We start from the raw sequence: 14,653 nt of genomic DNA on the forward strand, positions 1-14,653 counted from the left end.
ACTGACTCTAAATTGGGATTATTCTCTCCAAACGCGCAGCATTAACAATGATAGGAAAAGGAGGGGAATCTAGAATGTTATCTTATGATGGAGCGATAATGCGAGCCTTATCGTCAATGGGAAATTATTGTTTATTAAATCTGCTATGGATTATTTTTTCACTCCCAGTAATAACGGTATTTCCAGCAACTGTTGCCATGTTCGGCATTCTGAAAGAGTGGAAAAATGGGTCTGAACCACCTATGTTAAGCACATTCTTTTCTATCTTTAAAAAAAATATACTAAAAAGCAGCTTTATCGGCGTTATTCAAATAGTATGCAGCATTATTTTTATCGTTGATTTTCAAATTATTTGGAATATGGAAGGTAACTTAAAATTAATCCTTTTTCCCGTTTTAATGCTATTGGGATTCATTTTCATATCCACGTCACTTTATCTCTATCCAATAATGGCCAAATATGATATGCCACTTAAACTACTTGTTAAAAAGGCATTCTTCCTGTCAGCAGCAAGACCTTTTTCACCACTTATGATGATCGTGATTTTTGTCATTATGATTTTCATATGTACAATTGCCCGATTTTTACCTTTTGTATGTGCATTTAGCATATGTGGGGTAATTAATTACCGATTGGTTTCGAGCACCATCGAAAAGGCAAATAAGATTGCTTTAAAGGCTAAATAACATTAAAAAATTCGGAATGTTGTGATTTGATTTACAGATACCATTTAAAAGGAGAGGTTTATTATGACAAAATTAAATATTGGAGTCATCGGGGCAGGATCCATATCAGCTTTACATTTGCAGTCGTATGAAAAGAATCAACGTGCAAATCTTTATGCCGTTTGTGATTTAAACGAACAGAGAGCAGAAACAAAAGCTCAAACCTATAGTATTCAAAAGGTTTATACAGATTATCATGAACTGCTAGCCGATCCGCTTGTTGATGCAGTGAGTATTTGTACATGGAACAATTCGCATGCAGAAATTGCCATTGCAGCAATGGAGGCAGGAAAGCATGTCCTAGTAGAAAAGCCATTATGTAAAACAGTGGAGGAGGCGCTCAAGGTTCAGGAGGCAGTTAAACGCTCAGGTAAGCTTCTCCAGGTTGGATTTGTCCGAAGATATGCCACGAATACGAAAATCGTAAAACAGTTTATGGATGCTGGAGATATCGGAGAAATATACTATGCGAAAGCTTCCTGCTTAAGGCGGTTAGGAAACCCGGGCGGCTGGTTTGCTGACAATGAGCGATCTGGTGGGGGACCGTTGATTGACCTGGGTGTTCATGTCATTGATCTTTGCTGGTATTTAATGGGGAAACCAAAAGTGAAATCAGTAAGTGGGAACACTTATTCAAAATTAGGAAATCGCTCCAATATCAATCATCTATCTTTTTATCAAGCTTCGGATTATGATCCAAATCATAACTCGGTGGAAGATCTTGCGAATGCCATCATTCGATTTGACAATGGTGCTTCGATCATGGTGGATGTTAGCTTCACTCTCCATGCAAAAGAAGATGAGATTTCTGTAAAACTATATGGAGATAAAGGTGGAGTTGAAATTGAACCAGAGCTTTTCTTGGTTTCAGAAAAGCACAATACCATTTTAAATATTACTCCACAGGTAGATAATTTGAAGTTTGATTTTGTCCAAGGATTTCAAAATGAAATCGACCATTTTGTCTTAAGTTGTTTTGGTGAAAAACCTACACTAAGTCCTGTTGAAGACGGTGTTGAGATAATGAAAATTTTAAATGCAGTATATGAATCAGCGGAAAAAGGTATTGAAATTACATTTGAACAAGAAGTGGAAGTTTAATAGTTATGATAAAGATAGAAAAGCCATTTCTGTAATGGCCTTCTATTTAATTGCAAGATAGAAGGTGCTCCCAAGTGAATAATAAATTATTGAAAGCATTTTATTTCTGCTTTTTTCTAAGTGTGGGTTCCTTGCAATTTCTAAATTTATATTACTTAGATTTTGGTCTAACAAAGGCAGAAATAGGCGTATTATTTGGTGTCGGTCCATTAATCATGATCTGCTCCCAGCCGCTGTTTGGATTTTTAACGGATTTTTGGGATGCACCTAAGAGAACGCTATTTCTGACAATACTCGGTTCCGCCATTACTGTTTTGTTTTATCCATTATCCATGGATTTTCAGCATTTATTAATTCTAACAATAATTTATTCATTATTTCAAAGTGCCGTTATACCAATTGCCGATAGTACCGCACTAGAGCTTTTACAGGAAAGAAATGATTATGGGAAAATCCGTTTATGGGGTTCATTAGGATATGCTGTAGGAGTTATTTCAATAGGGAAAATCCTCGACCTTTTTGGATTGCCTTTGATGTTTGTCCTACATTGCTCTCTATTGCTACTATCACTTCTATTAGCAATAAGTCTCCCGATAAAAAAAGGGGCAAAAAAGCATTTCAAATTCTCTGAAGCCATAGGGTTATTAAAAAATCCAGCATTTATTATCTTTTTGATCTTCAATTTTGTTTTGCAATTGACGATCAATGCAAATAATTCTTTTTATGCGATTTATTTAAAAACATTGGGCGCCAGTATATCCCTGGTTGGATTTGCCCTATTGATTAAATCGGTACTGGAAATACCGCTATTTGCAATGTCAAAAAAATTAATGAAACGTTTTTCCTATCCCATGTTACTGACTATCGTAGCAATTGTTTATTCCATTAGATGGTTGATATTAGGTGTTAGTTCGAATCTTACCATTTTAGTCGTATCGCAGATTCTTCTAAGTCTATCATTTAGCATCCAGTACTTTGTATCGGTGGCTTACGTTGACTACATCACCCCAGAAAGATATCGTGCAACCGGGCAAACATTATATTGGGCTATTACATTTGGGCTTGGCGGGCTAATGGGAAATATACTCGCTGGCTTTGTTTTAAACTATATTACCATTAGTCATATGTACGAATTCGCCTCCCTTTTAGCCATTCTATGTACAATATTTCTATGGATGTTTCCACGTAACCAACATGGAAGTAAATATAAGCAATCTATTAGTTACAATAAATAGATGCATAAAGAGAACCGAATTATAAATGAATTTTTTCAGAAGAAATTCTTTAATTGAACAGACAGAAACAATGCTTGTAGGAAGCGTAAAAGTTTAAAAATAAATTCCTAAATCCATAAGTGGATTGCAAAGTTAGCAGCCAAGACGTACTAATTTTTTCGCAGGATGCAGTTTAAAAAAAGATAATCAGCAAACCAAAGCCCCTTTGATCTTATCCAATCAGAGGGGCTTTGGTTTGCTGTAGAAATAATTACATTTCCCTTCTTCATCAGGCCGGCACATTACCCAATATGGAAGTTCCCTGCCTATTTTTGTAAATTCCACTTGACTCAATGTATAGTTTACTTTACATTTAGTATAACAAGTTTAACTTCTTGTAAAAATAATCATACACTAAAGAGGTGAATTATGACGTATCAAGAAAAGAAAAGTATCGTTTCGGTCATTAGTGCAATTCTCATTTTCGTCTCGTATTGTTTGTTCATGTACCCGCGCTACCCAGGAGTGGGTGTCGAGTCGAGTGAGGTGTTTCATTATTGGGGTTCCTTCGTCCTGAACCTGACTTTGTTTTCAATCGTCGCACATATCATCATCAGCATTATTTTCAACATTGTATTTAGAATGACGACCAATGAAAAAGAACCAGCATTTGCGGATGAATTAGATAAGTTAATTAACTTGAAAGCGTTCCGAAATTCATTTTTTGTGTTTGTCGTTGGTTTTCTGTTTGCAATGGGATCGCTGGCCTTTTATCAGCCATTACATGTGATGTTCATGATTCTGATTTCTTCAGGTTTCATTTCAGATGTCACTGGCTCGGTTACAAAACTTTATCACTATCGGAGAGGAGTGTAAGAATGGGTAAAAATCTTGTCGGCAATCACATCCGTAAATTACGATTCAACCATGATGAAATGACACAGCAGCAGTTGGCTGACAAGGTGGGAGTAACCAGGCAAACCATCGTAGCTCTCGAAAAGGGAAACTACTCCCCATCACTGGAACTAGCTTTTCGCATCGCTCATGCCTTCAACTTACCATTGGAAGAAGTATTCTTTTATGGGGATCACACAAAGCAGTAAGAACAATCCATGCTTAACGTTTTTGAATTTATGACGTGAGGGGATAGAAAAATGAATTCAAACAGAAAAGCTGCAAAAATTGTGGGAGTCCTGTTTATACTTGCTGCTGTTACAGCAGTGATAGGTCTAAACTTATATGATCCGATCTTAAACGGTCCCGATTATTTACTAAAAGGTTCCGAACACGCCAACCAAGTGATACTCGGAGCTGTAATGGAATTAATGCTAGTTGTTTCAGCGGTTGGAACGGCCACAACCATGTTTCCATTGTTAAGACAGTATAATGAAACAATCGCCCTTTGGCATGTTTGCTTCAGGTTTCTGGAAGCGATTATTATTACAGTTGGTGTCATCAGTGTATTGTCCCTCTTAACCCTAAGCCGAGAATTCGTAGCAGCAGGAGCCCCAGATCCTTCATCTTTTCACTCTTCAGGCATAATCCTAAAAGCAATACATGACTGGACATTTATGCTTGGTCCACTTTTCATGCTTGGTATCAATACGGTGATGTATAGTTATATCTTTTATAAAACAAAGCTTGTACCCAGATTTATTTCCATCCTAGGTATGACAGGAGCCATTTGTGTTTTCGTTTGTTCCTTGTTCGTAATGTTTGGTGTATTTCCTCAAATCTCTTTTTTGGGGGCCGTTTTGGCGGTGCCTGTAGCAGCGAATGAAATGATTTTAGCCGTATGGCTGATCGTAAAAGGATTTAATGAAAATGCGATTACGACCCTCACTGCAAAAAGAGAAAGGAAAGCAGCTTTATGAGAGCCATGATATGCACAGATTATGGAACTCCGGATGTTTTTCAGCTCAAAGAGATAAAAACGCCAATCCCGAAAGATCATGAAGTCAGGATAAAAATACACGCCGCTTCCGTCGGACCATCAGACTGTACCTTTCGAAAAGGTTCACCCTTCGTTAAGCTTGTATACGGGTTTAGAAGACCGAAGAACCCGATATTTGGTACGGAACTGTCAGGCATAATTGATTCTGTTGGCAAAAAAGTAACACGATATAAAGTAGGTGACCAAGTATTTGGGTTAAGTGCAAAGACGTTCGGTGCCCAAGCTGAATACAAATGTCTGCACGAAAACACCCCTCTGGCAATCATACCTCCAGCAATGTCCTGTGAAGAAGCGGTCGCTATCTGTGATGGTGCACCCACCGCATTGACGTTCCTTCGCGATAAAGCAAAGGTTCAGCGCGGACAACGTGTTTTGATTAATGGTGCATCTGGAGCGGTGGGGATTTATGCCGTACAGATTGCGAAATACTTGGACGCGGAAGTGACAGGAGTATGCAGCGGTGCAAATGTGGAGTTGGTAAAATCGCACGGAGCAGATAAAGTGATTGACTATACCCGGGTGGATTTTACGAAAAACGGTCAACTCTATGACGTTATTTTTGATGCGGTGGGAAAGCGATCCTTTGCAGTATGTAAAGGATCGCTCACGCAAAGAGGCGTCTACCTTTCCACAGTACTTTCTCTATCCATTCTTTTAGACATGATGAAGACTACGGTGTTTAGTAACAAGAAAGCCATTTTTGTGACAGCAGGACTAATGCAGAACCAAGCGAATCTAACCTTTCTTACAGAGCTTTATAAGTCTGGGAAGATCAAAGCAGTTATCGATCAACGATATCCGCTGGAACATCTTGCCGAAGCTCACCGTTACGTGGAAACGGGTCACAAAAAAGGAAATGTAATAATAACTGTAGTGTGAGGCAAATGCTTTTTAAAGGATAGAATGCATTTTTTTTGAAGGAAGGGGAGCGTTAATCTTAAAGGATTAACGCTCTTTAGCAGTTACATATATTGTCATAGCATCGCTAGCTAAAAATATGGGAGTTTCATGATGAAGGTAATGTGTTATTCTATAGAGGTAAATATGGTGAAATAGGAGAGAAAAACATTGTCTAAAGAAATATTATCTAAACAAACCGCAGGTGTTTTAAGCGCTGTCATGAACCAGCCCCATTGGAAAAAGGATGAGCTTCCACAAAGAATGACCCAAGTATTAAAAGAAATAAAACAAGGTGCGAATTCGCAAGAAGCTTATTTAGAGACGATACTTAAGAACGTAACCTTTTTGATTGGAAATACGAACCGAGCAATCGCTTTTTTAAAGCATTGTATTGATGAAGAAAAGTTTGTTCCGCAAGAAACATTTCAAACGCTCATGTTGGACGTCCCTAGACAAATGAACGAGTCTAATTTCTTCGCCGAAAATATGCCTCGTTTTAAGGACATGGTGTACAAAGGTTCCACTGAAGAAGAGCAAATAGCCAATGCAGAATTTGTCTATTGCAATGTCAGGCTAGTAAACGATCTGTTAATTGATTTTATAGGTACTTTCCTTCAACCGAATAACAAAGACTTTATGATTCACTTTTTGGAATACGCTTCCGATGTAGTAGTAGATACCGTAATGCACCATTGTCAAAATATTTCGAACCTGATCCTAAAAGAAATAAACCAGAATATCAAAATAGAGAATTAGTAAACTAAAAATTATCTCTTTTGTGGGACAGTGTCAAACGATCTCACATAAAGGGGTTTTTTTGTAACTGAAAATTTAATTATACCGAGGATTAAAAATACCATACTGATTGTCCAAAGACCGCCTGTGATAGCAAGACGTAAAGATATTTCTTCGGAGGCCATTGGATAGTATCCGTCAAAACTAATTGCACGTAACGCTTGATAGACTGCAAGGCTAAATAGTATTAAATGACACATGATTAAACCATAAGCCGTTCTAAAAGATTTGCGTTTTTTCGAGAAAAACATTCGTAAAACGATCATAAAGGTGATCCCCATTACGGTTGAAAAACCGCCTATTAACAAACCCATTGTTTCTTGTTCCATCGGCATTATGCTGTACACCCCTATTAATTTTATTATTTATTAAATTTACCATATTTTAGAATATTAATGTGACGGAACTGTAAAAACTGTGAAATTTTAAAGTATAATATAAGGAAATAAAACATGGAGGACTACGGATGAAACTAGTAACATGGAATGCAGCAATGAGATTCCGCGATAAGATTGAAGAAGTATTCCCCTATATGGCCGACATTATTGTTATTCCAGAATGTGAAGCACCTGAAAAATGGAGGAATAGCAGTAATCTGCAAGCACTTACTCAGTTTCTATGGTATGGAGACAATTTAAACAAGGGGATTGGCATCGCGACCTTAAATGATTCCTATCATATCGAACTTCATCCTGCTTACAATAGGGAATTCCGCTATATCATTCCGTTGAAGGTTACTGGTAAAGACGATTTTATTTTACTTGCGATTTGGTCTCAAAATTCCAAACCACAATTCAATAGTTACATAGGACAAATCTATCTCGCTTTAAAATATTATGAAACTTTGCTGAAAAAGCCATGTGTTATCATTGGGGATTGGAACAGCAATAAGATATTCGATCATTTTAAAAGGGTAGGGACCCATTCAGATGTTGTGGAGCTACTAAAGAACGAGGGCATTAAAAGTGCTTACCATATGTATTTCAATGAAGAACACGGGGAGGAGACAATCCCGTCTCATTTTTTTAGAAAGGCACAGTCTAGCCCTTTTCATATTGATTTTTTGTTTGCTTCAGAACTCATTCTCTCTAGATTAAAACATTTTGAAATTGGAACTTATGAAAAATGGATTAAATTCAGCGACCACGTCCCGTTATGCGCTGTATTTGATTAGTAAGGGCAATAGGGAGTACTGAAAGCCAAAAAAGGGCCAATTATCATCAAATTGGCCCTAACCCTACATTCATTAAGAGTCTTATTATTTAAACATGAACCGAAGTTGCCTGTGGTATAGATACATTTTTACTTTGAGCTGAGTTCCATTTGTAAAAGAAGTACCTTAAAGCATTGGTTAATCCTTGAAAAACAATTAAGCTTGAAAAAGCGATCCACGCACCTGTCTGTCCTAAATCAAACACCTGTGTTAGTAGAATGGTACAAGGAATGAAGAAAATCCAGTTTAGCACCAAGGCTGCCCGAGAAAGGAAGGTGGTATCACCAACACCCCTTAATCCTCCGGCAAAAATGATGTTAGCCCCACTAAAGAGCTGAATAAAGGAAGCTAAATGAATCAGAGAAATGGCTGTTACTACTACCGCTGTTTCAGATGTATAGAGTTTCGCGACAGGCTCGGCAAACAAGAATAAACATACGGAAAATAATGCCATGAATCCCAAACCAAGATAAACTGTCACTAACCCGAACTTCTTCGCTTCTAGCGGTCTGCCTCTTCCAATCGCTTGCCCAATTCCAACAGTAGAAGCAGCCCCGAATCCATTTGCCGGCATAAAACCGAAGGACAGGATATTTAAAGCAATTTCATTGGCCGCAATGGCCACTGTGCCAAGACGGGTAATACAGGCAGTAAACACTAGCATTCCTATGCTGTTAGATAATTCTGTAATTCCCAGCTTCGAACCTTCAAACAATAGTAACCGAACTTGTGCTAGCTCCATTCGTACCCAAGAACGGGTAAAATATTTTTCGTTGTAAGAACGGAAATACACAAAGAGATTCAAAAGCAGGGTAATCCCTTCGGCCACCACCATACTCCAGCCTGCTCCCTGCAATCCTAAGTTAGGGAAGCCAAACTTTCCATAGGCGAGAACATAAGTGAATATTACCACCATAACACTGTTAATGATGGAGATATTCATCGGTGTACGTGTATCCCCGGTGGCTCTCATGTAGGCGTAGAAAAGAATATTAAAAACAGTGAACATCATAGCGTACATTCGCACTTGAACATAAGAAGAACCTAATTCGAGAATGGTATCGTTTGAACCCATTACTTCCAAAATAAAATGCGGAAACACAAAGCTGACACCAAATAACAGTATGGTCTGAAAGGCTGCTAGAACAATGGCAATCTGCATTCGTTGATTGCCAAGTTTCATATTCTTAGAGCCGTAATTTTGAGCAACCAAGTAGTTGATAGCTCCTTGGTTTCCGGAAAAAATGGCCCATAAATTGTACATCAAAATGTTGGTGATTCCCACTACTGCAATGGCTGCTGCCCCTAATTTCCCAACAATCATCAAGACCAGTAAACCTGTAACCGTCATGGACGAAAAGGTTGCAATTGATGGAATCGCCAAACGAAGAATATCCTTAATCAGTTTCATAATTGTGCCACCGGTCCCTTTTATAATAAAATCGTCACGCTACTATTTTTTTATGTAATTGTATATCTGGTTGAATTCTGCCGCCCCCTCGCGCCGCTATGAAAACGGTTTATCATCTGATACATACTAGTTTATTTTTAAATAATCGTAAATTGGCAAATTGCACAAAAATGCAATAGGGTTTTCATGCAATGTTTCATTTAATAACACCATCATCAAGGAAAATAAAATACAAAATTTAGTGACCACGTACCGTGAATTGCTATTTGATCAAAAGAAAGATTAATATAAGGTATAAGGAGGGTGACTTACTTGGAAACAATCCAATCTATGTTTAAGCATTTACATTGGGCCAATCAACGAATTCTAGAAACCTTACAAAACGGGCAAGAGAACAAGAAGGCCATTAATCTCTTTTCCCATATTCTGCATGCGGAAAACGTTTGGAATACTAGATTAAAAGGCGCAGATAGTTCACATTTACCTATCTGGGAAGAAGTTAGTTTAGAATCATGTGTCGAGATGGTTAATCAAAATCATCACAACTATGATGAATTACTTTCAACGTTATCCAATTCTAATCTAGATCAACTAGTCTCTTATAAAAATAGTAACGGTACAGAATTCAATAATTCCATAAGGGACATCTTAACCCATGTTGCTCTTCATGGTCAGTACCATCGAGGACAGATCAATCAACTTCTAAGAGCAGCAAACAAGGAACCAATAAGCGTTGACTATATTTTATTTAGAAGATGATGTAAAGATGGGGTGTTGTTAGGTAGTTAAGTAGCATGATTTTTAAAAAAAGTGGGGGATCAGCTTGGTTAAAAAAGCAAATCAAGAGGTAGTTTCTTTTTCTGCAAATAAAAAATGGCTTGCCATTCCAACTGCAATACGCAAAGAACTCGAACGGAATGTTTGGTGCGGAAATTGTAGCGATGTTGTACAAATTGTAAACTACGTCGTTCAAGATTCACCACCTTCAATTGTTCTTAAAGGCAAATGTAAAAATTGCGGAAAAGATGTGGCGAGAGTAATTGAATAAAGTGAGTGCCAGGTACCATTTACTTTAATAGTTGGTGCCTGGCACTCTTTTTTTAACGACAGCACAGAAGTGGTGCTGTTAATTTTATCTAAATTATACAGCCATTAGAGTATTTCGATATATCCTTCTGTTCCATTCACGCGAATTCGCTGCCCGTCTTTTATCAGCTTGGTAGCATTTTCTACTCCAACAACAGCTGGTAACCCATATTCACGTGCGATCACGGCTCCATGGGTCATTAGTCCGCCAACTTCGGTAACTAGCCCTTTTATCGATATAAATAATGGTGTCCAGCCAGGATCCGTAAAGTAGGTGACTAAGATATCGCCATCTTCGAAATCAGCCTCTTCCATGTTTAAGATGACACGGGCACGACCTTCTATTATTCCGGAAGAAACAGGGAGGCCAACGATTGCCTCTGCAGGGAGATTTTCTCGATTGTACTGACCCCTTATGATTTCACCATCAGAGGTGATCACACGTGGGGGAGTTAGTTTATCATAAAATTGATATTGATCTTTTCGGTTATTGATAATCTCATAATCCAGTTTGTTTGTACGTACTACCTCGTGAAGTTCATCAAAAGTGAGATAGTAGATATCTTCTTTTGCATAAATAAGTTTGGCTTTTACGAGTTGTTGTGCTTCCTTCAGTAAAGCCTCTTTATAAACGAAGTAGCGAGTAATCATGCCGTATTTTGGATATTCACGATATCCGATGAATTTCTGAAGTAGGCGTACCATACGTTTTGTCTCTTCGGCTTTTTGTTCACCATCTTGTAATTGCTTCAAGCGTTCTAACAAATCTTGTTCTTTTTTCAAGGCTTCCTGACGCCCTTGCTCAAATTTCCGATTGCTAGCACCAGGCTTATATTTTTTGATGTTACTCAGAATCATGGGGACAAGTGTAGTTGGTTTTTCACTCCAGCGTGCTTTTGCAATATCGATTTCTCCAGCACATCGCATACCGTATTTATTGAGATAAGATATTATAGCTTCTTGGGCTTCCTTACCGCCGTCAAACTTAACCAGTTCATCCAAAAAGTCATCATCTTTTACCTGCTGTAAATAATGAACTACTTCTGGATAAGGACGAATCACATCTGCAACATCCAATAGTGCCAGACCCATTTCTGAAGTAATATTGTTTGGTGCAGAGAGAGAAAGCGTATCTGCTGCGTTTTTTTCACCTAACCACTCGTTCATTTTTTCATTGATCCATGATGAAGCATTAAAAGCAGCCATAATCGCAGCCGAACTTTGTGGATCAAATAATATCTTCTTTAATTGCTGGATATCTTCTAGAATATAATCAAACAAATCGATTCCTGATTTTGTTTGGATGTCTTTTTTTAACTTTTCTATCGATGTTTGGCTATTTTTAATCAAATCAGAAACAATGGTTGGATTGTTTTCGATCTCGGCAAGAATATCTGTATTGTTTCTTCTAGGAATCGGTGCTTTTTCATCATTTGTTGATGGTCTAATAAAATCTCCTCGCTCAATTAGTGTCAAGAGAGCATCTTTTATGAGCGGATCAGATTTTCCCGCGTTATCTAATATTGTTTTTCTGCTGACAGGCGAAGCCAGCATTGGTGCTACATCAACAAACAGTCTTCCACCAGCCTTACGCATGGGTGCGGGAGTTATTAACAGATAAAAGGACAAGCCCAATGGACTCATGGGGTCAGTCATCATTTGTTGATGACCAACAGATATATAGACGTGATTTTCTTGATCATTTGCTTCGGGAATGGGGAATAAAGTAGTGATAGGACGACTCTGGACGATATAAAAGGTATCATCAGCCAAACACCATTCAATATCTTGTGGACTCCCAAAATAATCTTCAATCTGTCTTCCGATGTTTGCCAGTTGTAAAATTTGTTGATCAGTAAGTGTTTGAAGCTTTTGCTGATTAGAATCGATTTGCTGTGTCTCTGTTCCACCTTCTTCTCGTCCATAGATAGCCAATTTTTTGACTGCTATCATCTTATCAACGATTTTATCTTCCTGTACTTTATAAGAATCGGGTGTGACTAGGCCAGAGACCAATGCTTCTCCTAGCCCAAAACTAGCGTCAATGGATAGCAGCTTTCGATTGGACGTAATCGGGTCAGCGGTAAATAAAACGCCTGATGCCTGTGGGAAAATCATTTTTTGAACGATAACGGATAAAGAAACTTGACGGTGGTCAAATCCGTTTTGCATACGGTAGATGACCGCGCGATCCGTAAAGAGGGAAGCCCAGCACCTTTTAATATGCTCCAAGATGGCTTCTTTTCCGATGATATTTAAAAAGGTGTCTTGCTGACCAGCAAAGGAGGCATGTGGTAAATCTTCAGCAGTTGCACTAGATCGAACGGCATAAGCATTTTCATCGCCAAACTGGGAGAGATAGTGAGTAACTTCTTTTTCAACATCAGAAGGAATTTTAACTTCCTTAAGCGTTTGTCGAATCTTCCTGCTCACTACACTGATTTGATCTCGATCTTCCATTTTTAGCATGGATAGTTGATCTAACAATGCTGGAAACGTTTCGATCTGTTCAATGGCTTTCTGAAATCCTACAGTTGTCACACAAAAACCTCCTGGTACTTGTATACCTTGAATGGTTGATAATCTTCCTAAATTTAATCCTTTTCCACCAACCAGCGTAAGCTGTGTAGTTTTTATTTCCTGAAAACCGAGAACCAGAGAACACATTCTACATCTCTCCTAACGGAATAATAAACACAAAATTACAGTACTATTGCATTTTAGCAGTAGAAAGTACGAATAAACAGTCTATTTCGCCCATTATATCTATGGTATAATTGAAGTAGGAAGAGGTGCGATCTTCAAAATAAGACCGTCCTTGCCGTGCAATAAATGCCCCGGTTACTACCCCTGAATAACAGCTCATAAACCCTCAGTTCATACTATAAATATATGTTTACCATTAGCAATTACATAAAACATATTAGAAATATTATTTCAGAGTGTTAAAATAGATTTATTAAAATTTGTAGCATGTCATGTAGTAGAAGATGGAGGTTCATATGGAATTCATCCCAGTACAACAGCGAGATCAAGTCAGTACTTACAGAAGTCTTCGTTCATTATTTGAAAAAAATATAACGGTTAACAGTATTTCAGAGGTTTTAGCTACTTGCAATGTGAATGATCAGGCACAGCAGATAAGAGACCAAATGATTTCAAAGGACTATGACGTCATCGGTGTCGAAGAGAATGGCTGGGTTATTGGATATGTACTAAGAGATGATTTGAGGGAGGGAACGTGTAAGGACTATTTTCGCTCCTTTAGCCCGTCCGATCTTGTTTCAGATTCCACACCGCTGCTTCAAACGCTCTTTATTTTTAAAGACACTGATAGACTTTTCATTATAGAAGGAAACCGGATTACCAAAGTTGTGACACTTGCCGATCTTCAAAAACCACCGATACGCATGCTTTTATTTGGCGTGATTTCCTTAGTAGAAATGCATTTATATCGAATTATTCATGAGTATTTTGAAGGGGAAGGCTGGAAAAGCCACTTGAGTGACAAACGGATCCAACAGACAGAGGAATTATTTTTACAAAGAAAAGCTCGAAATGAAGGTATTGAACTAAGTGATTGCCTGCAGCTTTGCGATAAGAGGGACATCGTATTAGGCGAACAGCCTTTACGGGAGCTTTTGGGGATTGAATCAAAAAGTAAAGGGAAGGATTTCTTTAAAAAATTGGAGATTCTTCGCAACAATTTAGCCCATTCACAGGATTTAAATACACAAAATTCATGGAATGAAATGATTACATTAATCGAACAGACAGAGAAGTTATTAGAGGCATGTGAAAGAATTTAGAGAAAAAATCCCGAAATCGTATGATTAAAGATTACTGTTTTCGTGTGCTTTCTTAATAAATATCACAAGAATTGACGTATGAATTGGCATACGTCTTTTCTTTGTTTATCAAGTTTTGTTCGGAATTTCCAGGAATAACAAAAACCATCCTATATTGATAACGGGTTCGGATACCTATCACAAACCGTTAATTTGGAATGTAAGAAGTAGTGTTTGTTGTATATAAAAATGTTATTGGTTTTGTGGACCAAATTGCTATACAGGCAATTTGGTCTTTTTGTTTTGTAGGACATTATAAACCATTATTACTAAGAAGGATTTGTGCCCCTTTTTGCTGAATTTCTTATTAAACTAAACCAGCTAATAGTTTGTCAATATTTTTCAATAAAAACTTAAAATAACTCATGCTATACTAAAAATGTGCATGCCAAATAACCTTCCGTTA

General features: G+C 37.8%; 15 protein-coding genes. 12 read left to right on the top strand and 3 right to left on the bottom strand.

Features of this window, described 5'->3' with window-relative positions; genetic code table 11:
• The first annotated feature begins 74 nt into the window (after positions 1–74).
• From F4694_RS28105 to F4694_RS28140, 8 genes are all read left to right on the top strand, one after another.
• On the top strand, positions 75–686 hold the full coding sequence (locus F4694_RS28105) for a YesL family protein (RefSeq protein ID WP_179603218.1): 612 nt from the start codon (positions 75–77) through the stop codon (positions 684–686).
• Positions 687–749: 63 nt separating this feature from the next.
• Positions 750–1,826, top strand: a complete 1,077-nt coding sequence (locus F4694_RS28110) for a Gfo/Idh/MocA family protein (RefSeq protein ID WP_179603219.1) — start codon at positions 750–752, stop codon at positions 1,824–1,826.
• 74 nt (positions 1,827–1,900) lie between these two features.
• Entirely contained in the window at positions 1,901–3,061 is a 1,161-nt protein-coding gene (locus tag F4694_RS28115; protein ID WP_179603220.1) for an MFS transporter, read from the top strand.
• Between the two features lie 408 nt (positions 3,062–3,469).
• Positions 3,470–3,916: a hypothetical protein gene (locus F4694_RS28120; RefSeq protein ID WP_179603221.1), complete on the top strand. Its 447-nt coding sequence runs from the start codon at positions 3,470–3,472 to the stop codon at positions 3,914–3,916.
• 2 nt (positions 3,917–3,918) lie between these two features.
• The gene (locus F4694_RS28125) at positions 3,919–4,143 is read left to right on the top strand and encodes a helix-turn-helix transcriptional regulator (RefSeq protein WP_179603222.1); all 225 of its coding nucleotides are present in this window, start codon (positions 3,919–3,921) and stop codon (positions 4,141–4,143) included.
• A 51-nt stretch (positions 4,144–4,194) separates the two neighbouring features.
• On the top strand, positions 4,195–4,914 hold the full coding sequence (locus F4694_RS28130; protein WP_179603223.1) for a DUF4386 domain-containing protein: 720 nt from the start codon (positions 4,195–4,197) through the stop codon (positions 4,912–4,914).
• A complete protein-coding gene (locus F4694_RS28135) occupies positions 4,911–5,873 on the top strand; it encodes an NAD(P)-dependent alcohol dehydrogenase (RefSeq protein ID WP_179603224.1) in 963 nt (320 codons plus the stop codon). The genes F4694_RS28130 and F4694_RS28135 overlap by 4 nt, the downstream gene beginning before the upstream one ends.
• A gap of 189 nt (positions 5,874–6,062) precedes the next feature.
• Entirely contained in the window at positions 6,063–6,650 is a 588-nt protein-coding gene (locus F4694_RS28140; protein WP_179603225.1) for a hypothetical protein, read from the top strand.
• Positions 6,651–6,661: 11 nt separating this feature from the next.
• Here F4694_RS28140 and F4694_RS28145 read toward each other — a convergent pair whose 3' ends face one another.
• The gene (locus tag F4694_RS28145) at positions 6,662–7,024 is read right to left on the bottom strand and encodes a hypothetical protein (protein ID WP_257029441.1); all 363 of its coding nucleotides are present in this window, start codon (positions 7,022–7,024) and stop codon (positions 6,662–6,664) included.
• A 131-nt stretch (positions 7,025–7,155) separates the two neighbouring features.
• Here F4694_RS28145 and F4694_RS28150 point away from each other — a divergent pair, with 131 nt between their 5' ends.
• Entirely contained in the window at positions 7,156–7,863 is a 708-nt protein-coding gene (locus F4694_RS28150; RefSeq protein ID WP_179603226.1) for an endonuclease/exonuclease/phosphatase family protein, read from the top strand.
• Between the two features lie 88 nt (positions 7,864–7,951).
• Here the strand turns inward: F4694_RS28150 and F4694_RS28155 are convergent, their stop codons facing one another.
• The gene (locus F4694_RS28155; RefSeq protein WP_179603227.1) at positions 7,952–9,313 is read right to left on the bottom strand and encodes an MATE family efflux transporter; all 1,362 of its coding nucleotides are present in this window, start codon (positions 9,311–9,313) and stop codon (positions 7,952–7,954) included.
• A gap of 303 nt (positions 9,314–9,616) precedes the next feature.
• Here F4694_RS28155 and F4694_RS28160 point away from each other — a divergent pair, with 303 nt between their 5' ends.
• Together F4694_RS28160 and F4694_RS28165 are read left to right on the top strand one after the other, a co-directional pair.
• Positions 9,617–10,072: a DinB family protein gene (locus F4694_RS28160; protein WP_308806816.1), complete on the top strand. Its 456-nt coding sequence runs from the start codon at positions 9,617–9,619 to the stop codon at positions 10,070–10,072.
• 64 nt (positions 10,073–10,136) lie between these two features.
• On the top strand, positions 10,137–10,361 hold the full coding sequence (locus F4694_RS28165) for a hypothetical protein (RefSeq protein WP_179603229.1): 225 nt from the start codon (positions 10,137–10,139) through the stop codon (positions 10,359–10,361).
• Positions 10,362–10,465: 104 nt separating this feature from the next.
• Here the strand turns inward: F4694_RS28165 and ppsA are convergent, their stop codons facing one another.
• Positions 10,466–13,066, bottom strand: coding sequence for a phosphoenolpyruvate synthase (gene ppsA / locus F4694_RS28170; protein WP_179603230.1), 2,601 nt, complete (start codon positions 13,064–13,066; stop codon positions 10,466–10,468).
• Positions 13,067–13,401: 335 nt separating this feature from the next.
• Here ppsA and F4694_RS28175 point away from each other — a divergent pair, with 335 nt between their 5' ends.
• A complete protein-coding gene (locus F4694_RS28175; protein ID WP_179603231.1) occupies positions 13,402–14,208 on the top strand; it encodes a CBS domain-containing protein in 807 nt (268 codons plus the stop codon).
• Positions 14,209–14,653 lie beyond the last annotated feature (445 nt).

The organism is Neobacillus driksii (assembly GCF_013409995.1).
Classification (GTDB): Bacteria; Bacillota; Bacilli; order Bacillales; family Cytobacillaceae; genus Neobacillus; species Neobacillus driksii.

Bases quoted from the DNA above. Each gene is read 5' to 3' on its own strand.
- F4694_RS28105 (WP_179603218.1), top strand. From the start codon at position 75: ATGTTATCTTATGATGGAGCGATAATGCGAGCCTTATCGTCAATGGGA.
- F4694_RS28110 (WP_179603219.1), top strand. From the start codon at position 750: ATGACAAAATTAAATATTGGAGTCATCGGGGCAGGATCCATATCAGCT.
- F4694_RS28120 (WP_179603221.1), top strand. From the start codon at position 3,470: ATGACGTATCAAGAAAAGAAAAGTATCGTTTCGGTCATTAGTGCAATT.
- F4694_RS28125 (WP_179603222.1), top strand. From the start codon at position 3,919: ATGGGTAAAAATCTTGTCGGCAATCACATCCGTAAATTACGATTCAAC.
- F4694_RS28130 (WP_179603223.1), top strand. From the start codon at position 4,195: ATGAATTCAAACAGAAAAGCTGCAAAAATTGTGGGAGTCCTGTTTATA.
- F4694_RS28135 (WP_179603224.1), top strand. From the start codon at position 4,911: ATGAGAGCCATGATATGCACAGATTATGGAACTCCGGATGTTTTTCAG.
- F4694_RS28145 (WP_257029441.1), bottom strand. From the start codon at position 7,024: ATGCCGATGGAACAAGAAACAATGGGTTTGTTAATAGGCGGTTTTTCA.
- F4694_RS28150 (WP_179603226.1), top strand. From the start codon at position 7,156: ATGAAACTAGTAACATGGAATGCAGCAATGAGATTCCGCGATAAGATT.
- F4694_RS28155 (WP_179603227.1), bottom strand. From the start codon at position 9,313: ATGAAACTGATTAAGGATATTCTTCGTTTGGCGATTCCATCAATTGCA.
- ppsA (WP_179603230.1), bottom strand. From the start codon at position 13,066: ATGTGTTCTCTGGTTCTCGGTTTTCAGGAAATAAAAACTACACAGCTT.
- F4694_RS28175 (WP_179603231.1), top strand. From the start codon at position 13,402: ATGGAATTCATCCCAGTACAACAGCGAGATCAAGTCAGTACTTACAGA.